The 18,067-nt window shown below is 65.0% G+C and carries 17 protein-coding genes; 6 read left to right on the top strand and 11 right to left on the bottom strand.

Features of this window, described 5'->3' with window-relative positions; genetic code table 11:
* Window positions 1–142: 142 nt before the first annotated feature.
* The 8 genes from ugpB to PTE31013_RS04860 form a co-directional block, all read right to left on the bottom strand.
* Window positions 143–1,474, bottom strand: a complete 1,332-nt coding sequence (gene ugpB / locus PTE31013_RS04895) for a sn-glycerol-3-phosphate ABC transporter substrate-binding protein UgpB (RefSeq protein WP_150611720.1) — start codon at window positions 1,472–1,474, stop codon at window positions 143–145.
* A 264-nt stretch (window positions 1,475–1,738) separates the two neighbouring features.
* On the bottom strand, window positions 1,739–2,209 hold the full coding sequence (rlmH, locus tag PTE31013_RS04890; RefSeq protein ID WP_150611719.1) for a 23S rRNA (pseudouridine(1915)-N(3))-methyltransferase RlmH: 471 nt from the start codon (window positions 2,207–2,209) through the stop codon (window positions 1,739–1,741).
* A 27-nt stretch (window positions 2,210–2,236) separates the two neighbouring features.
* A complete protein-coding gene (rsfS, locus tag PTE31013_RS04885; RefSeq protein ID WP_150611718.1) occupies window positions 2,237–2,677 on the bottom strand; it encodes a ribosome silencing factor in 441 nt (146 codons plus the stop codon).
* A gap of 55 nt (window positions 2,678–2,732) precedes the next feature.
* On the bottom strand, window positions 2,733–3,464 hold the full coding sequence (locus PTE31013_RS04880; RefSeq protein ID WP_150611717.1) for a nicotinate-nucleotide adenylyltransferase: 732 nt from the start codon (window positions 3,462–3,464) through the stop codon (window positions 2,733–2,735).
* Window positions 3,465–3,477: 13 nt separating this feature from the next.
* Window positions 3,478–4,413, bottom strand: coding sequence for an oxygen-dependent coproporphyrinogen oxidase (gene hemF, locus PTE31013_RS04875; RefSeq protein ID WP_150611716.1), 936 nt, complete (start codon window positions 4,411–4,413; stop codon window positions 3,478–3,480).
* A 125-nt stretch (window positions 4,414–4,538) separates the two neighbouring features.
* Window positions 4,539–5,423, bottom strand: coding sequence for a mechanosensitive ion channel family protein (locus PTE31013_RS04870; protein ID WP_150611715.1), 885 nt, complete (start codon window positions 5,421–5,423; stop codon window positions 4,539–4,541).
* A 256-nt stretch (window positions 5,424–5,679) separates the two neighbouring features.
* The gene (purD, locus tag PTE31013_RS04865; RefSeq protein WP_150611714.1) at window positions 5,680–6,957 is read right to left on the bottom strand and encodes a phosphoribosylamine--glycine ligase; all 1,278 of its coding nucleotides are present in this window, start codon (window positions 6,955–6,957) and stop codon (window positions 5,680–5,682) included.
* A 1-nt stretch (window position 6,958) separates the two neighbouring features.
* Entirely contained in the window at window positions 6,959–7,684 is a 726-nt protein-coding gene (locus tag PTE31013_RS04860; protein ID WP_150611713.1) for a YebC/PmpR family DNA-binding transcriptional regulator, read from the bottom strand.
* Between the two features lie 485 nt (window positions 7,685–8,169).
* Here PTE31013_RS04860 and PTE31013_RS04855 point away from each other — a divergent pair, with 485 nt between their 5' ends.
* Together PTE31013_RS04855 and PTE31013_RS04850 are read left to right on the top strand one after the other, a co-directional pair.
* The gene (locus PTE31013_RS04855; RefSeq protein WP_246173936.1) at window positions 8,170–9,654 is read left to right on the top strand and encodes a helicase HerA-like domain-containing protein; all 1,485 of its coding nucleotides are present in this window, start codon (window positions 8,170–8,172) and stop codon (window positions 9,652–9,654) included.
* A 127-nt stretch (window positions 9,655–9,781) separates the two neighbouring features.
* A complete protein-coding gene (locus PTE31013_RS04850) occupies window positions 9,782–10,699 on the top strand; it encodes a DMT family transporter (RefSeq protein WP_150611711.1) in 918 nt (305 codons plus the stop codon).
* Between the two features lie 55 nt (window positions 10,700–10,754).
* Here the strand turns inward: PTE31013_RS04850 and upp are convergent, their stop codons facing one another.
* Entirely contained in the window at window positions 10,755–11,405 is a 651-nt protein-coding gene (gene upp / locus PTE31013_RS04845; RefSeq protein ID WP_150611710.1) for a uracil phosphoribosyltransferase, read from the bottom strand.
* A gap of 206 nt (window positions 11,406–11,611) precedes the next feature.
* Between upp and PTE31013_RS04840 the strand changes: the two genes are divergently transcribed.
* Genes PTE31013_RS04840 through PTE31013_RS04830 form a run of 3 tightly spaced genes read left to right on the top strand, consistent with a single transcriptional unit; the run spans window position 11,612 to window position 13,859 of the window.
* On the top strand, window positions 11,612–12,391 hold the full coding sequence (locus PTE31013_RS04840; RefSeq protein WP_150611709.1) for an SDR family oxidoreductase: 780 nt from the start codon (window positions 11,612–11,614) through the stop codon (window positions 12,389–12,391).
* Window positions 12,392–12,410: 19 nt separating this feature from the next.
* A complete protein-coding gene (locus PTE31013_RS04835) occupies window positions 12,411–12,824 on the top strand; it encodes a methylglyoxal synthase (RefSeq protein ID WP_150611708.1) in 414 nt (137 codons plus the stop codon).
* A 60-nt stretch (window positions 12,825–12,884) separates the two neighbouring features.
* Window positions 12,885–13,859 (top strand): quinone oxidoreductase family protein, encoded by a 975-nt coding sequence (locus PTE31013_RS04830; RefSeq protein ID WP_150611707.1) that lies wholly within the window; start codon window positions 12,885–12,887, stop codon window positions 13,857–13,859.
* Between the two features lie 129 nt (window positions 13,860–13,988).
* Here the strand turns inward: PTE31013_RS04830 and PTE31013_RS04825 are convergent, their stop codons facing one another.
* Entirely contained in the window at window positions 13,989–14,270 is a 282-nt protein-coding gene (locus tag PTE31013_RS04825; protein WP_246173898.1) for a YkvA family protein, read from the bottom strand.
* Between the two features lie 348 nt (window positions 14,271–14,618).
* Between PTE31013_RS04825 and PTE31013_RS04820 the strand changes: the two genes are divergently transcribed.
* Complete coding sequence (locus PTE31013_RS04820) at window positions 14,619–16,001, top strand: gamma-glutamyl-gamma-aminobutyrate hydrolase family protein (RefSeq protein ID WP_150611705.1); 1,383 nt, start codon at window positions 14,619–14,621, stop codon at window positions 15,999–16,001.
* A gap of 94 nt (window positions 16,002–16,095) precedes the next feature.
* Here PTE31013_RS04820 and PTE31013_RS04815 read toward each other — a convergent pair whose 3' ends face one another.
* Window positions 16,096–17,256 (bottom strand): porin, encoded by a 1,161-nt coding sequence (locus tag PTE31013_RS04815; protein ID WP_150611704.1) that lies wholly within the window; start codon window positions 17,254–17,256, stop codon window positions 16,096–16,098.
* Window positions 17,257–18,067 lie beyond the last annotated feature (811 nt).

Raw genomic sequence — 18,067 nt, 5'->3', positions numbered from 1 at the left:
TGAGCGGAAAAAAACCAACCCGGCCCACGTCGTCGACGGGGCCGGGTAGTCAGGATAACGTCACGATTTTAACGTCACGATGCGCGCCGCGAACGCGGCCAATTCGCCGGCTTCGCGCGCGCCATCGTGTGTTGGGAGCCGCTCAGCCGCCCTGCTTCTGGAAGCGGCGCAGCAGTTCGTCGCCACGGGTGACCGCCTTGTCCAGTGCGGCTTTGGGCGTTTGCTTGCCGCTCCACACGCCTTCGAGTTCCTCGTCGACCACCGTGCGAATCTGCGGCATGTTGCCCAGGCGCAGACCGCGCGTGAACGGCAGAGGCGGCTTGTTGAGCATCTGCTTGATGGCCACGTCGGCGCCTGGATGCTTCGCGTAGAAGCCTTGCTTCTCGGTCAGTTCATAGGCGGCCTTCGTCACCGGCAGGTAACCGGTATCCTGGTGCCACTTCGCCGCCACGGCCGGCGACGCGAGGTAGTTCAGGAACTTGGCCACGCCCTTGTACTCGGCGGACGATTTGCCGGCGAGCACCCACAGGCTGGCGCCACCGATCATGGCGTTCTGCGGCGCACCCTTCACGTTGGCGTCGTACGGCATCATGCCCACGCCATAGTTGAACTTGGCGTACTTGGCAATGTTGGCGAGCGCACCCGAGGAGGTGATGGCAATGCCGCAGTCGCCGCTATAGAACTTCGACGTCACTTCGTCCTTGCGGCCCACGTACGTGAACGTGCCTTCCTTGGCCATGTCGGCCAGGAACTGGATGTGCTTGATCTGCTGCGGACCGTTGAAGTTCAGCTTGGCGTCGAGACCGTCGAAGCCATTGTTCCTCGTGGCGAACGGCAGGGCGTGCCAGGCGCTGTAGTTCTCGAGCTGCGTCCAGCCCTGCCAGCCCGTGCTGAAACCGCACGCCAGGCCGGCGGCCTTGAGCTTCTCGGCGTCGGTCTTCACGTCGGCCCAGGTCTTCGGCGGCGTGTTCGGATCGAGGCCCGCCTTCTTGAAGGCGTCCTTGTTGTAGTACAACACCGGCGTCGAGCTGTTGAACGGCATCGACACGAGATGATTGGTCTTGCTGTCGGCGTAGTAGCTCGCCACGGTCGGCACGAACGCCGCTTCGTCGAACGGCTCGCCGGCGTCCTTCATGACTTGCCACACCGGCTTGACTGCCTTCTTGGCCTGCATCATCGTGGCCGTGCCCACTTCGTATACCTGAAGAATGGCTGGCGCGTTACCGGCGCGGAACGCGGCGATCCCGGCCGCCAGTCCCTGCTCGTAGTTGCCCTTGTAGATCGGGACAATCTTGTAGTCGCTTTGCGACGCGTTGAAATCGTTGGCGATCTGGTTGACGCGCTCGCCGAGGGCAGACTCCATGGAATGCCAGAACTGAATCTCGGTCGCGGCCAGGGCCGATGTGCTCATGCCGAACGCCATTGCAGCGCCAACGCCGGCCAGGACGATACTTCGCAGGGACGGTTGCTTCATGCCAATCTCCGGTGGTTCACGAGAAGTCTAATTGTTGTTCGCGGTGCGAACTGTGTAGCGCGGGCTAGACTACCACGTCATCGTGTTTTTTCCACCCGCAGCGCACAACGCATGTTGCATGGCGGCGTCTATGGGGGATTGACAATGGCTGGAGGGTACCGGACGGCGGAGGGTTGCGCGTCGTTTGATGTTAGGCGCAACGTGGCATTGCACCGCACAAGGCGAACTGACTTATTTTCGACTTGTTTCTGACATGTGGTGTCGTCAGACGCGGTGATATGGATGATTGGCATTGATGCTCCACGCGCGGTAGAGCTGCTCGGCGAGCAACACCCGCACCATGCCGTGGGGCATCGTCAGACTGGACAACCGGATGAGGGTGTCGGCGCGCGCCTTGAGGTCTGGGTCGAGACCGTCGGCGCCGCCGATCACGAACGCTACGTCGCGCCCGTCCTGCTGCCAGCCGGTGAGCGACTGGGCCAGACGCATCGTCGTGAGGTCCTGTCCGCGTTCGTCCAGGCACACGAGATGGCAGCCACGCGGCAGGGCCGCGTCGATACGCTGCGCCTCGGCCGCCATGACGGTCTCGGCCGTGCGGGAGTTGGAGCGTTGCTCCGGCTTGATTTCCTTGAGTTCGATGCGCAGCTCGGGCGGCATGCGCTTGGCGTACTCGGCGAAAGCGGTCTCGATCCAGCCGGGCATCTTGTGCCCGACCGCGAGAATGAACAGACGCATGACGGCAGACTCCCGCGCAGCGCCGGCTTACTTTGCCTTGCGGCGTGCGAGGGCCGGGGATTCGAGCGCGTCGTCCTCGTCGTCTTCCTGATCTTCCACGCTGGCCTTGGCACCGGCCTTGGTGCCGGCCGCTTTCAGGCGCACCGGCTTCTCGCCCCAGATTTCCTCGAGGTTGTAATACTGACGCAGGGCCGGCTGCATGATGTGCACGATGGCGTCGCCCGTGTCGACCAGCACCCATTCGCCCACGTCTTCGCCTTCCATGCTGACGATGTCGCCGCCAGCGGCCTTGACCTTGTCGCGCACACTGGCGGCGAGTGCTTTGGTCTGGCGATTGGACGTGCCGCTCGCGATGATCACACGCTCGAACAGGGCGGTGAGGTGCTCGGTGTTGAACACCTTGATGTCCTGGGCCTTGACGTCTTCGAGGGCGTCGACGATCAGGCGCTGAAGTTTACGAATATCCATAGTGCGTCTTTTTGGTGAAACAGGGGGCGCCGAGGCGGCGGCCCGGGAAGGGCCGTCAGGCGCGATACAGGTGTTGCGCGCGGATGTAATGCCACACGGGTTCGGGCAGGTTCGCCGGGGGCGTGGCCGCGTCTCGCGCGTGCGCCAGCGTGGCGCGCAACTCGGTGGCGGAGATGTCGACAGCCAGTGAGTTGTCGATCAGGATGCCGCCGCATGGCGTGGATTGTACCCCGAGTGCGGACTTTTCCCGTTCGGCGAAGACCTGGCGCAGCGGCAGGGGGGCGGTGGCCCACCGGAAACCGGGGCGCGCGGCCGCGCAGATGTGCGCATAGTCGAACAGCTCGCGCCAGGCGTGCCAGGTGTCCAGGCGCACCAACTGGTCGGAGCCGATAAGCAGCGACAGCGACGCCTGCGGGCCGACCTCACGGCGTATCTCGCGCAGTGTGTCGACGGTATAGCTCGGTCCGGCGCGCTCGATTTCGCGCGTGCTGACGATCAGTCGCGTGGTCGGCTGCGTGCGTGCCAGCTCGGCGGCGAGTTGTTCTGCGGCCAGGCGCGTCATGGCCAGCCGATGTTCGGCCGGGGTGCTGCGCTGTTTCTGCGGCTGCTGGCCGGCCGGCATCAGGATCAGTTCGTCGAGCGCGAGTGTTCGGGCAAAAAGCGCGCCCAGCGCGAGATGGCCGGTGTGAATCGGATCGAACGTGCCGCCCAGCACGCCGATGCGCCGGATCGAGCCGACGGGCGACGAAGGCGCGGCGTGTGGTGCAGCAGGGGAAGAGACGGTCATGCGCAGCAGGCCTTCACACCCACTCGCGGCGCACGAGGAAGTCGGTATAGAGCTTCGCTTCCGGGGTGTCCGGCTCGGGCTTCCAGTCGTAGTGCCATTTCACGATCGGCGGCATCGACATCAGGATCGACTCCGTACGGCCCCCCGATTGCAGGCCGAAATGGGTGCCACGGTCCCAGACCAGGTTGAATTCGACGTAGCGTCCGCGCCGATGGGCCTGGAAATCCCGTTCGCGCTCACCGTAGGGCATGCCGCGGCGGCGCTCGACGATCGGCACGTACGCGTCGAGGAACGCGTCCCCCACGCTTTGCATGACGGCGAAGCCCGTTTCGAAGCCGCCCCCCGAGAAGTCGTCGAAGAAGATGCCGCCGATGCCGCGCGGCTCCTGGCGGTGCTTCAGGTAGAAGTACTCGTCGCACCACGTCTTGAAGCGTGGATACCACGAGGTGTCGAACGGATCGAGGGCGTCCTTGCACGTCTGGTGGAAGTGCCGGCAGTCCTCTTCGAACGGGTAGTAGGGCGTGAGATCCATGCCGCCGCCGAACCAGAACGCGGGCAACTGGCCGGGGGCCGTGGCGATCAGGATGCGCACGTTGAAGTGCACGGTCGGGCAGTACGGATTGCGCGGATGCAACACCAGCGAGACGCCCAGGGCTTCGAAGCCGCGCCCGGCCAGCTCGGGCCGGGACGCGCTGGCCGAGCCCGGCAGCTTGTCGCCGACCACGTGGGAGAAGTTCACGCCGCCGCGCTCGAAGAAGTCGCCGTCGTCGAGCACGCGGGTGCGGCCGTCGCCGCGCAGCGCGCTATCGGCCGGACGTTGCCAGTCGTCGGCGAGGAAGCGTTTGCCGTCGAGGCGCCCGAGCGTCTCGACAATGCGGTCCTGAAGCCCGAGCAGATAAGTACGCACTGCGCCCGTATCCGGCGCTGGTGCGGCGTCTTGCGCTGTCATGCTGTGACGTCCCGATGCGAGGTAATAACCGCGATTGTACCGGCAGCCATGCGTTCGGGGGTGGGCCGGCGCGGCAGACGGTCGCGCCGATTGCCGCCCGGATGACCTGCATCAAGTCCTGGCGATCAGGGCGCCGGGGCGTTGGGCAGCGGGCTGGCCGCTGCGGCGCCGCCCGCCGACGCGGTCGGCATCCCTTTGTCGACGTCGCCCGGCGGCGGCATGAGGATCTGGCGCGTTGCCGGCACCGGCCACTGTGCCGTGCCGCCGACCTCCGCGATGGCCCGGTTGGTATCGAAATACACCTGCCAGTAGTCGCGATTGTGGCAATAAGGGCGCACCGCGAGCACTGGCCCGGCCGGATTGAATTCGAGAATCGCCACGTCGACGGCCGGCGTGCTCATCACGTTCGGGATCTGGGCGATGCGTGCCTTCAGGCGCGCTATCGCATCCTGCGCATCGACCGTATGGGCTAGCTGCGCCGTCAGGTCGACGCGGCGGAACGCGTTGGCGTCGTACACCGTGATGTTGTCGCCGAAGACCTTCGTGTTGCCCACATACACCCGCAGGTTGTCGGCCGTGGTGAGCGTGGTGACGAACAGGCCGATCTCGTCGACCACTCCGATCACGCCGCCTGCGCTGATCATGTCGCCGGTCTTGAACGGGCGCAGCACGATGAGGAAGATGCCCGAGGCGAAGTTCGACAGGAGTCCGGACCATGCCGCGCCGATGGCGATGCCGGCGGCGGCGAGCAACGCGGCGAACGATGTCGTCTCGATACCGCAGACGCTGAGGATGGTCAGGATGAGCGCGATGCGCAGGGCGATGCGCAGCGTCGATTCGGTGTAGCGAACGAGGGTGGGGTCGATGGCCCGGCGGGTCATGGCGCTGCGCACGAGCCGCGCCACCACGTTGATGACGATACCGCCGATAATCCAGATGACGACGGCCATCACAATCTTCAGGCCGAACGGCATCAGGTAATCGTTGACCAGCTTGTCGAGATCGAACATGTAAGTCTCCGTCGAGCGAGGGTCTGTCGGGAAAACTGCATGAATTCCGCCGGGGCTGGCCGGACGCGCGGCAGACAGTGACGCGCCCGCGCGGTGTCAGCGTGCCCATTTGCCCCGCGCTTGTCAATCGCAGCCGTGTGACGGCGTGCGGCGCGTGTGACGCCGCCAAAACGACAACGGCCCGGGCGACATGACGTCTCCCGGGCCGCGACACAACGGTTTGGTGCTTCAGGCCGCCCTTCCAGCGTGGCCGGACTTACTCCGGTTTGCGCGCCAGTGCGCGGTTGCCGATATCGTGGCGATACTGCATGCCGTCGAAATGGATCTGGTTGACGGTCTGGTATGCCACGCTCTGGGCGCCGCGCACGGTGTCGGACAGGCCGACCACGCACAGCACGCGTCCACCGGTCACCGTGAGCACGTTGTTCTCGAGCTGGGTGCCCGCGTGGAACGTGACGCAATCGGCGGTCTCGGCCGGAACGTCGGAGATCCGGTCGCCCTTGCGCGGGGTGTCCGGATAGCCGTGCGCGGCAAGTACCACGCCCAGCGCATAACGGCGATCCCAGTCGAGTTCGACCTTGTCGAGCGTGCCGGCAATCGCGTGCTCGACCACCACCGAAAAGTCGCCCTTCAGGCGCGCCATGATCGGCTGCGTCTCCGGGTCGCCCATGCGGCAGTTGAATTCGAGCGTCTTGACGTTGCCTTGCGCGTCGATCATCAGCCCGGCGTACAGGAAGCCGGTGAAGCGGATGCCGTCGGTTTCCATGCCGCGTACGGTCGGCAGAATGATCTCGCGCATCACGCGCGCGTGGATCTGCGGCGTGACGATCGGCGCGGGCGAATAGGCGCCCATGCCGCCCGTGTTGGGGCCCTGATCGTTGTCGAGCAGACGCTTGTGATCCTGCGACGTGGCGAGCGGCAGCACGTTCTTGCCGTCGACCATCACGATGAAGCTGGCTTCCTCGCCGTGCAGGAACTCCTCGATCACCACGCGGGCGCCGGCGTCGCCGAGCTTGTTGTCCGCGAGCATCATGTCGACAGCGTGATGGGCTTCATCAAGCGACATCGCCACGACCACACCCTTGCCTGCGGCGAGGCCGTCCGCCTTGATGACGATCGGCGCGCCCTTGGTGTCGATGTAGGCATGCGCGCTGGCCGCGTCGGAGAACGTTTCGTAATCGGCGGTAGGAATGCCATGACGCTTCATGAACGCCTTGGCGAAGTCCTTCGACGATTCGAGCTGCGCCGCTTCCTTCGTCGGGCCGAAGATCTTCAGGCCACGCGCGCGGAAGATGTTGACGATGCCGGCGGCGAGCGGCGTTTCCGGGCCGACCACCGTCAGCGCGATGCCTTCGCGCGCGGCGAACTCGGCGAGCACGTTCGGATCGCTGATCGGGACATTGCGCAGGCGCTCGTCGAGTGCCGTGCCGCCGTTACCCGGGGCGACATAAACCAACTGGATACGGGGCGATTGGGCAAGCTTCCATGCCAGCGCGTGTTCGCGGCCGCCCGAGCCGACAACCAGAATCTTCATCTTATTCCTCGATGACGGCGTTGGTGAATACTTCCTGCACGTCGTCGAGGTTTTCGAGCGCGTCGAGCAGCTTTTGCATCTTCACGGCATCGTCGCCGGTGAAGACCACTTCGGTTTGCGGCTTCATCGTGACTTCCGCGACTTCGGCCTTCAGGCCGGCCGCTTCGAGCTTGGTCTTCACGGCCTGCAAGTCGTTCGGCGGGCAGATGACTTCGAAGCTGCCGTCGTCGTTGGTGATCACGTCGTCGGCGCCGGCGTCGAGCGCCACGTCCATGAGCTTGTCTTCCGGCGTGTCCGGCGAGAACAGGAACTGGCCGCAGTGCGTGAAGAGGAACGACACCGAACCGTCGGTGCCCATGTTGCCGCCGAACTTGGAGAAGGCGTGACGCACTTCCGCGACGGTGCGCACGCGGTTATCCGTCATGGTGTCGACGATCACGGCTGCACCATTGATGCCATAGCCTTCGTAGCGGATTTCTTCGTAGTTGGCACCGTCAAGCCCGCCAACGCCGCGATCGATCGCGCGCTTGACGTTGTCCTTGGGCATGTTCGCATCGGCCGCCTTTTCCACGGCCAGGCGCAGGCGCGGATTGCTGTCGACTTCGCCGCCGCCAAGGCGCGCGGCCACCGTGATTTCCTTGATCAGGCGTGTCCAGACTTTACCGCGCTTGGCATCTGCCGCTGCCTTCTTGTGTTTGATGTTGGCCCATTTGGAATGACCCGCCATGAATTTCTCCGTCGTGCCGCGCTGTGCGGCGAAGTATGCTCTGCCGGCCGGCGCAGTGCGGCGCGGCCAACCGTTGAAACGCGAGCGCCCGCCACCCCCGGGGCGCGGGCGCGAATTGCCCCATCGCCCCGTGGGCTTCCGTGGGTCGTGTCGACCCCATCGGTTTCCCGTCATTTCGGGGCCGGGGCAGTCCGAGCGGCAACCTGCCGCTATAATCGGAGGCAATTTTATCATGCCGCCGCACCGTGCCACGGGTGTTTGCTGCGCCGTGTCACGCGCTACGCCGCGTCTACCGCCGAGGTCTCTCAATGCCCCAGAAGCCCGTGCCGCCGCAAACCTCGTCGCTTGCCGCTTCCCCGGCGGCATCGTCCCACGTCACTGCGACCCCCGCTGCCCCCGACGGGGCGGCGAGCGCGGGCGGCGAATCCGGCGACCGACTCCTCATCGCACGCAACGGCCAGCACTGGCTCGGTCTGCTGCCCGCCATGGGCAATCGTCACGGGCTGATTACCGGCGCCACAGGCACGGGCAAGACCGTCACGCTCCAGGTCATGGCGCAGGCCTTTTCCGACATCGGCGTGCCCGTGTTCCTCGCCGACGTGAAAGGCGACCTGACGGGCATCACGCAACCGGGCGCCGAGACGCCCAAGCTCAAGGCGCATATCGCCCAGTTCGGCTTCGATACGCCCGATTGGCACGGCAGCCCGGCCACGCTTTGGGACGTGTTCGGCGAGCAGGGCCATCCCGTGCGTGCGACGGTCTCCGATCTCGGCCCGCTGTTGCTCTCGCGACTGCTGGGACTGAACGAGACCCAGACCGGTGTGCTCAACCTCGTCTTCAAGATTGCCGACGACAACGGCCTGCTGCTGCTCGACAGCAAGGACCTGCGTGCCATGCTTCAGCACGTGGGTGAGAACGCGTCGACCTTCACCACGCAGTACGGCAACATCTCGGCCGCGTCGGTCGGGGCGATCCAGCGCGGACTGCTCACACTCGAGCAACAGGGCGCCGACAAGTTCTTCGGCGAGCCGATGCTCGATATCGACGACTTCATGCAGACGGACGCGCAAGGGCGTGGCATCGTCAACATTCTCGCGGCGGACAAACTATTGGCCGCGCCGCGCATCTACGCCACCTTCCTGTTGTGGCTGCTCGCCGAGTTGTTCGAGCGCCTGCCGGAAGTGGGCGATCCCGACAAGCCCAAACTCGTCTTCTTCTTCGACGAAGCGCATCTGCTGTTCAACGAGGCACCGAAGCCGTTGCTTGAGCGGATCGAGCAGATGGTGCGCCTGATTCGTTCGAAGGGCGTCGGCGTGTATTTCGTGACGCAGAACCCGGTCGACGTGCCGGACACCGTGCTCGGTCAGTTGGGCAATCGCGTGCAGCATGCGTTGCGCGCCTATTCGCCACGCGACCAGAAGGCGGTGAAGGTGGCGGCGCAGACGATGCGTGCCAATCCGTTGCTCGACATCGAAGCGGCGATCGGTGAACTGGGCGTGGGTGAAGCGCTGGTGTCGCTGCTCGACGAGAAGGCGCGCCCGGCGGTGACCGAGCGCGCGTATATCGCGCCGCCAGCCTCGCGTATCGGACCGATTACGCCGCAAGAGCGCACAGCGCTCATCGCTGCCTCGCTCGTGGCTGGCGTGTATGAAAAGACGGTGGATCGCGAGTCGGCTTACGAGCGGCTCGTCGGGCGCACCCAGACTCGCCAGGGCGAGGCGCCGCAACCTGACGCGGGCGGCGCCGTGCCGCAAGCGCCGAACGGCGGCGAGACCTCGGGCGGCGGGCTGCTCGATGCCGTGAAGGACTCGCTCGGCGGCCTGCTGGGCGGCACAGGTGGGTCGCGCCGCACGGACACGGTCGTCGAAGCGATGGTCAAGAGTACGGTGCGCACCATCGGCAGCCAGTTGGGCCGGGAGATCGTGCGCGGTGTGCTGGGCAGCATTCTGGGCGGTAGCAAGCGCCGATGACCGTGCCCGCCTGACCCGGCGACGATGCAATGATCCGGCGCTCGGCCGTGAGTGGCGTGAGTGGCGTGTGCCGAGCCGCCGGTGTGCCGCGGGCGCCGTCGCCCGTTCAACGATTCCTGATTCCCCCATGTCGCTGAAATCTTCGCTGAAACCGGTACGCACCGGCGTTGCCCAAGACCCATTGTGGTTGCGCGCCGCCCCGCTCATCTTCCTGTTGCTGTGGTCGGTCGGCTTCACCGTGGCCAAGATCGGTCTGACGTATGCCGACCCGCTCACGTTCCTCGCGTTGCGCTATGGGCTTGTGCTCGTGCTGCTCGGGCCCCTGGCGGTCGTCATGCGCCCGCCCTTGCCCAAGACGGCCGCCGCCTGGGGGCATCTCATTGTCATTGGTCTGCTCATCCAGGCGCTGTACTTCAGCATGACGTACCTGGCGCTGCGTCTGGGCGTGTCGGCCGGCAGTGTGGCACTGATTACCTCGCTGCAGCCGATTCTCGTGGCGCTGGCCGTGCCGCATCTGGTGGGCGAGCGCGTGAGCGGTCTGAATTGGATCGGACTCGCGCTGGGGCTGGCGGGGGCGGTGCTGGTCATCGTGGCGCGCTCGGCGGTGGAGGTGACCTCGGCGCTGGGGCTGGTGCTGACGTTTGTGGCCTTGGGGGCGATCACCTGTGGCACGCTCTACGAAAAGCGCTTCGGCGTGGGGCAGCACCCGGTCACCGCCAATCTGGTGCAATACGCCGTGGGCTTCGCGGTGACACTGCCGCTTGCGGGGTGGCTCGAGCCGATGCGCATCGACTGGACGTGGCAGCTTGGCGTCGCGCTCGTCTATCTCGTGATCGGCAACTCGATCGTCGCGATTTCATTGCTGCTGGCGATGATCCGGCGAGGCGAGGCGTCGCGCGTCTCGGCGCTGTTTTTCCTCGTGCCGCCGTCGGCGGCGCTCGCCGCGTGGCTCATGGTCGGGGAACACATGCCGCCAATCGCTTGGGGTGGGATGGGGCTGGCGGCCATCGGGGTGGCGATGGCCACGCGGCGCAAGGCCCGGTAGGGCGGGGGACGCGGGCCCCGCCACGCAATGGCCGGGGCCCGCGATCCGTCGCGCGTCAGTTCTTGGTGCCGAACAGGCGGTCGCCCGCGTCGCCCAGACCCGGAATGATGTAGGCGTGATCGTCCAGACGCTCGTCAAGCGACGCGACATACAGCTTCACGTCCGGATGCGCGTCAAGGAGCACCTTCACGCCTTCGGGCGCGGCCACGAGGGCGAGGAACGCGATGTTCTCTGCCGCCACGCCACGCTTGCGCAGCACGTCCACGGCATGCACGGCCGAATAGCCGGTCGCCACCATCGGGTCGCACAGGATGAAACGGCGGTCGGCCACATCCGGCAGTCGTACGAGATATTCGACCGGACGATGCTGCTCGTCGCGATACACGCCGATATGACCAACGCGTGCCGACGGCACCAGGTCGAGCAGTCCGTCGCTCATGCCCACCCCAGCGCGCAGCACCGGCACGATGGCGAGCTTCTTGCCCGCGATGACGGGCGCGTCCATGGCGACCATCGGCGTGTCGATGCGCTCGGTCGTGAGCGGCAGGTCGCGGGTGATCTCGTAGCCCATGAGCAAGGTGATCTCGCGCAACAGGCCGCGGAACGTGCGCGTCGACGTTTCCTTGTCGCGCATGTGCGAGAGCTTGTGCTGGATCAGCGGATGATCGCAGATATAGAGATTCGGGAAGCGGGCGTCTTGTTTCATGGCAGGCAATCTGAGGCAGGGCCGGTGTGGCCCGCATGGCCGCGATTTTAGCCGATGCGGGCGCCGCCGGTCCGGGTTTCGATCTCGGCGGGGGCGATCGCCCAGGCGCGGGCCCGACAAAGCAGGGCGCGCACGATTCCCTTAGAATCGCTGAAAGACGCGGTACGGCCGCAGTTGTCCAACGTTTCACTTGTCGAAGGCTGAACATGGATCTGGGAATCAAGGGGCGCACCGCGCTGGTCTGCGGTGCGAGCAAGGGACTGGGACGGGCGTGCGCGCAGGCGCTGGCCGAAGCGGGGGCGAATGTCGTCATCGTCGCCCGGACGGCGCAGGCGCTGGACGCCGCAGCCGACGAGATTCGTGCGGCCACAGGCGTGCGCGTCACCGCCGTGGCGTGCGACATCACCACGCCCGAGGGGCGTGCGCAGGCGCTTGCGGCATGCGAACCCCTCGACATTCTCGTGACCAATGCGGGCGGGCCGCCGCCGGGCGACTTTCGCGACTGGCAACGCGACGACTGGATTCGAGCGCTCGACGCGAACATGCTCACGCCCATCGAACTCATCAAGGCGAGCGTGGACGGCATGATCGCGCGCGGTTTCGGGCGCATCGTGAACATCACGTCGTCGGCCGTGAAGGCGCCCATCGATATCCTCGGGCTGTCCAATGGCGCCCGCTCCGGGCTGACCGGGTTCGTTGCCGGACTGGCGCGGACAACCGTTGGCCATAACGTCACCATCAACAATCTGCTGCCGGGCGCTTTCGATACCGACCGCCTCGCGGGCACCCTGCAGGCGTGGGCGGCCAGGAGCGGACAGACGCTCGAAGCAGCGCGCGCGAAGCGGGCTGCCGCGATCCCGGCCGGTCGCTTCGGGCAGCCGGACGAGTTCGGCGCGACCTGCGCGTTTCTCTGCAGCGCACAGGCCGGATACATGACCGGGCAGAACGTGCTGATCGACGGCGGCGCGTATCCGGGCACGTTTTAACCCTTGCGAGATGGCTTCCATGACAGTATCAACGGTACCCAAGGTCCGGATTGCGCTGATCGCGCACGACAAGAAGAAGGACGAAATTCTGGCGGTGGCGAGCGACTACGTCGACGTGCTGCGCCAGTGCCAACTGGTCGCGACGGGCACGACGGGCGGACGCATCGCCACCGAGCTTGGCCTCGACATCGAGCGCATGCTCTCCGGGCCGCACGGCGGCGATCTCCAGATCGGTGCGCAACTGGCTGAGGGGCGTGTCGATATGGTGTTGTTCCTGCGCGACCCGATGACGCCGCAACCGCACGAGCCCGATATCAACGCCCTCGTGCGCGCCTGTGACGTGCACAACGTGCCGTGCGCGACCAACAGTGCCACCGCGCGTCTGTTGCTGGAGCAGTTGATCGTGCGTCTGGCGGCCCAACCGGCGGCGTGACGCCGGGCACTGACCCATCACGACCCATCGCGACACATCACACGAGCGCAAGGAGCGAGGATGACCAAGGCAATTCGAATCGAACAGAATGGTGGCCCGGAAGTGATGAAGTACGTCGACGTCGAAGTCGGCGACCCGGGACCGGGCGAAGCGCGCGTGCGCCATAACGCCGTTGGGCTGAACTACATCGACGTGTATTTCCGCACGGGTCTGTACCCGCAGCCGCTGCCCGCCGGGCTCGGCATGGAAGCCGCCGGCGTGGTCGAGGCCGTGGGCGAGGGCGTGACGCATGTCAAGGCGGGCGATCGCGTGGCTTATGCGAGCCGTCCGTGCGGTGCCTATTCGCAGGCCCGCGTGATGCCTGCGGCCCCGCTCGTGCGTCTGCCGGACACCATCAGCGACGACCAGGCCGCCGCGATGATGCTGCAAGGCATGACCGCGCAGTATCTGCTGCGTCGCACTTACCCGGTCAAGGCGGGCGACACGATCCTCATCCATGCGGCCGCCGGTGGCGTGGGCCTTATCGTGTGCCAGTGGGCCAAGGCGCTTGGCGCAACGGTGATCGGCACGGTCGGCTCCGACGAGAAGGCGGCGCTCGTGCGCAAGCACGGCTGCGACCATCCGATCGTCTACACGCGTGAGAACTTCGTCGAACGGGTGAAGGAGATCACGGGAGGCGAAGGCGTGCCGGTGGTCTACGATTCGATCGGCAAGGATACGTTCATTGGCTCGCTCGACTGCCTGCGCCCGCTCGGCATGATGGTGAACTTCGGGAGCGCGTCCGGCCCGGTCGCGCAGATCAACACGGCCGACCTCGTGTCACGCGGCTCGCTGTTCTTCACGCGCCCGACGCTGTTCAGCTACACGGCCAAGCGTGCCGACCTGGAAGCCATGGCCAACGATCTGTTCGACATCGTCGGCAAGGGGGCGGTCAAGATTGAGGTCAATCAGCGATACGCCTTGGCCGACGTGGCTCAAGCCCATCGCGACCTCGAAGCGCGCAAAACCACGGGGTCGACGTTGCTCGTGCCCTGAGTTGCGGCGCATGGCGCATGGCGCAGACGCTGCGGGACGCGATGTGAAGCCCCCTGAACGCTGGCCGTTCGTCAAACCGTTGGGCGGGGGGCTTGACCCGCGGCCGTTGCTTGTCGCCGGCGGCCGGAATCAGGCCCGCTGCGTAAAGACGTGGGCGCGCGCATCCTCGCGCACGTCGGCAGGCAAACGCTTGATGAGCCAATGTACGACCAGCCCGATCACGACGACGTCGTCGAGCAAGCCGAACACCGGAACGAAGTCGGGGATCAGGTCGAACGGACTGACCAGATAGAGGGCGAGCAGCGCCAGCACGGGCAGCAACCAGCGCGGGCGGCGCGGATCGCGGGCGGCGCGCCAGAGCACGCGGAAATCGTGGCGGGCGACTTGCCACAGACGCAGAAAACGCTTCACTTGCAGGCTCCTTGAGCGATATCGCCGCCAGATGGGGCGGGGTTTCATTCAATTGGCGAAAAACGTCGCTCATTGATCGGTAAAAATCCGGCATCGTGCGCCTATTGTTTTCACGGGGCGAGTGGCCCGTCAAGTGCTGGCAAGAGCGCGCGATGCGTGACATTTTCCTTCGACCGCGCCGCGTCGTGTCGGTTTCATCGCTCATCGAGACGCGCCCGGTGCCCTGGCGCAGCATCTGGCGGTCGATCGGCTTTCCCGGTTGCGGCAGGATCGGGCCAGCGGGATAATTTGCCAGCCGCATTGGTCCATCCATTTTTCCCCCTTCGCGGACGCCATCCAAACGCCATCATGACCGACGCTCAAGATCCGAAATCGCCGCAGCCGCCAAACAAGCCCGAGTCCGATACGAGCAAGAGCGCAATCCCACCGCAAACACCGCCTGCCACCGATGTCGGCGCTGCGCCCAAGTCAGCTTCGCCGGAGGAATCCGAGTATGTGGAGCCGCCAACCGCGGCGACGCCACATCCGACGGCGAAGCCCGTCGCCGGCACGGCCGAGGCCTCCGGCGACATGCCGGCAAATCCCGACACGCTCACCCGCCCGGCGCACGCATCGGAGACACCGCAGGCGCCAGCGATGCCAGCAATGGAACCGTCTGTCCATGCGCCGACCGCCGATGTGGCCTCCGAGCGGAATCCGATTGGCGCGCCGGCACCGACGTCGAGCGAACGCGTCGGTGAGACGGCGATCGCGGGCACGACCGGCGGTGCCGGTGCCGACGAGCCGCCGCATCAGCCGACATTCGGCGCCGGCGCGGCGCGTCCGGGCAGTCCAGCGTCGATGGGCACGCAGCCGTCCTATCTGCAAGCGGGCGATTCGCCATGGTCGGTGCTGCGTCGCATCACGTCGGCGCGGTTTCGTGCATGGTACGAGCGCGCAGGACAGCGCATCACGCAGCGCACGCTGAAGATCGGCATTTCGGCGCGCATCTTCCATCCGGAGCCGGGGGCGAAGGGGCTGCGCAGCAAGACGCTGCAGTACCTCGAAGAGTCGATCGCACACTGGGTGATGTCGCGCGACGTCCTGGTGTTCATGATCCCCACGGTCGACACGCAGGGTCAGCTGCATCCGAGCCACATCCGCCTGCACGATTACGCGAAGCATCTCGACGGGCTGGTGTTGCAGGGCGGTGCGGACGTCTCGCCGCATAGCTATTCGGAAGCGGCAACGCGTCACGAATGGCAGGGCGACCGCATGCGCGACATGTACGAACTCGAATTGCTGCATGAGTTCGTGGAGCAGGGCAAGCCGATTCTTGGCGTTTGCCGTGGCTGCCAGCTCATCAACGTGGCATTTGGCGGCACGCTGCACCAGGACATCGCCACGGATCTGCCCGACGCGATCCCGCACGTGACCGATACCTACGAGCACAACCGGCACACGCTGACGTTCCCTGAGGGTTCATCGCTCGCGCAGATGTTGGGGCCGGTCGATGTGCCGATCGTCAACTCCATCCATCACCAGTCGGTGCGGACGCTTGGACGCGATCTGAGTGTAGAGGCGGTGTGCTCGGAAGATGGCGTGGTGGAAGCCATTCGCTATCGCAAGGCGCCGTTCGTCATGGGGCTGCAATGGCACCCGGAATTTCACAGGGCGGGCGGGCCGGAGTATCTCGATTGCACGCCGGTGCTCGACAACTTCCTGCGGGCGGCGCGCGAAACGCGCTTCTGATTGCGCTTCTCCATGAAAAATGGGCAGCCGCGAGGCTGCCCATTTTCATGTCGCGAGCACCGGAATAACGCCCCCGGGGCTCACGCCGCGTCGATTAGAAGCGGTGGCGGATACCCGTGCCCACAACGGTTTGCGAGCTGGTCGACGACATACCGCCGGCAGCGCCGACACCGGCTTGGAGGCCCGTGCCTTCGTTGTCGGAGATGTGCTGGTACGAACCGGTCAGGTACACGTCGGTACGCTTGGACAGACGGTAGTCGGCTTGCAGCGTCACGGTGTGGAACTTCGGCTTCTTGTCCGTCGAATCTTGCTTGGCCATCGTGTACGTGTACGCGGCGGACAGCGAGACGGCCGGGGTCAGCATGTAGCGACCGTTGACTTCGAAGTTGTCGAACTTCAGGCCGTCGTTGCCGAAGGCAACGGCGGTGCTGTTGAAGTTCAGGCCGGTCAGGCCCTGGAGTTGCGTGTGGGTGTACACCAGGCCGACGGTTGCCGGACCGAAGGCGTAGTTACCACCGATACCCCAGACGCGTTGCTTCGAGGCGCTGAACACCGAGTCACCGCTGCTCGACGTGTCGACTGCGCCGCTGGTGTTGTTGTTGCCCGTGTTGCCCTGGCGTTCCAAGTAGGCTGCTGCCACGGTCAGCGGGCCGTTGGCATAGTTCACGCCGGCGCTGAAGGCACGGTTGTTGGCGAAGTCGCCAGCCTTGTTCGAGAAGCCGTACAGGCCGCCGAAGGTCAGGCCGTTGTAGTTGGCGCTCGAGTACTTGACCGAGTTGTTCACACGGAACGAGTTGTTCGTGTTGTCGTTATCGTACGGGTGCGCTGCGATCGTGCCGCCGAACGACGAGCCGTTCAAGGTCAGCGGTGCCAGATAGTCAACCAGCGAGTCGTATTGACGACCGATCGTCACCGAGCCGAACTTGTCGTTCTGCAGGCCGACGAAAGCCTGACGGCCGAACATGCGGCCGTTTTGGCCCGACGTGCCGTTGTTGATCGAGAAGCCGTTTTCCAGCACGAAGATGGCCTTGTTACCGCCACCCAGGTCTTCCGCGCCCTTCAGGCCCCAACGGCTGCCGTTGACCAGGCCGCTCGTCGCGCGGAAGTTCTTCGAACCCGAAGCCGTCGAAGTCGTCGAGTTGCTGGTGTAAGCGACGCCAGCATCGATCAAGCCGTACAGGGTGACGCTGCTTTGCGCTTGGGCGCTCGCGGAGAACGCGCCGACAACGGCAGCGGCAAGAAGAGTTTTTTTCATGGTTTAAGCTCCAGTAACGTGACACGAATCGCAGAATTCGCGTGAAAACAGAACGCGGCGAAACAGAACATGTCGAGGTGACGGTTTGTCATTCGCGAACCCGATCAGGTATCGGCACTGCTCTGTTGACAGGGGGCAGTGTATGAGTGAGCGCGACTCGCACCTATTTCAGAATCCGCAAGAATCTATTTCGGATACGGGAAGAATCTGCTGAATGCGCCGGAAAGCTTTATCGAATAAGGGATTGGCTTGATTAAGCCTAGGCGATAAATGACGGCGCAAGCGACAGGTGTTGCGCTTGGGACACAGTGTTCAGGGGCAGAAGAATCACGCGCGAAGCATGGTCAGCACGGGATCTTCGCGCGACCGACGTAGATCGATTTGGTTCCGGCGATGAACAGGCAGGTCACTGCACTCGTTCGCGAAAGTCACGCACTGAGCAGGAAAGGTGCCGACGATATCAGCGGTATTTCGATGCGCGACGGGTCAGGTTTTGCCGTCGATATAGTGAGACGTGTTCGCGCGTGTGTCCGGTGGCCGGCTCGGCGACGTCGTCACTTGTGCCGCACGCGGCTGATGAGGAAAGTCTGCGACTCTCGCGACCGCGTCAATTAGCACGCACCGAAAAGTCCTTTATTTATAGTGTTTTAGGGACTATTGCGAGTCGCCGAATAATGCATTGCGTCGAATGATGAGAATGATTCGGGGAGCCCGACTCTATACTACGTTCCGCGAGAAGTAGACTTTTGCGTTGAGTGAAAAGTCTCCAAACCTTGGCGCGGCCTTATTGGCCGCGCTTTTTTTGCTTGCT

The sequence above is a fragment of the Pandoraea terrigena genome (assembly GCF_902459705.1).
In the GTDB taxonomy this organism is placed as follows: Bacteria; Pseudomonadota; Gammaproteobacteria; order Burkholderiales; family Burkholderiaceae; genus Pandoraea; species Pandoraea terrigena.
This window is presented reverse-complemented; position numbering and strand designations above follow the sequence as displayed.